The organism is Psychrobacter sp. TB20-MNA-CIBAN-0197, assembly GCF_040309765.1.
GTDB classification, from domain to species: domain Bacteria; phylum Pseudomonadota; class Gammaproteobacteria; order Pseudomonadales; family Moraxellaceae; genus Psychrobacter; species Psychrobacter submarinus.
Map to the genome: position 1 here is coordinate 1 of NZ_JBEOPC010000693.1, position 267 is coordinate 267.

Genomic DNA, 267 nt, shown 5'->3' on the forward strand with positions numbered 1-267 from the left:
CTACGGTTATGGTTAATGGCTTTATTTTAAATAACCAACTAACTGACTTTTCGTTATCGCCACGTAAAAACGGCAAGCTTGTAGCAAACCGTGTAGAGGCTGGTAAACGCCCGCGTAGCTCTATGTCGCCAGTAATGGTATTTAATAAAGATGGAAGTTTACGTTTGGTTGTCGGATCTCCTGGCGGAAGCCGTATTATTAGTTACGTTGCGCAAGTGGTAATTGGCGTGCTTGATTGGGATTTATCTGTTCAAGAAGCAATTAATC

The 267-nt window shown here is 41.9% G+C and carries 1 protein-coding gene; it reads left to right on the forward strand.

Going from position 1 to position 267, the window contains the following annotated elements; translation table 11 throughout:
• Positions 1–267: gamma-glutamyltransferase (locus AAEY83_RS15570; RefSeq protein ID WP_351060379.1), on the forward strand; the 267-nt coding region annotated here is incomplete at both ends.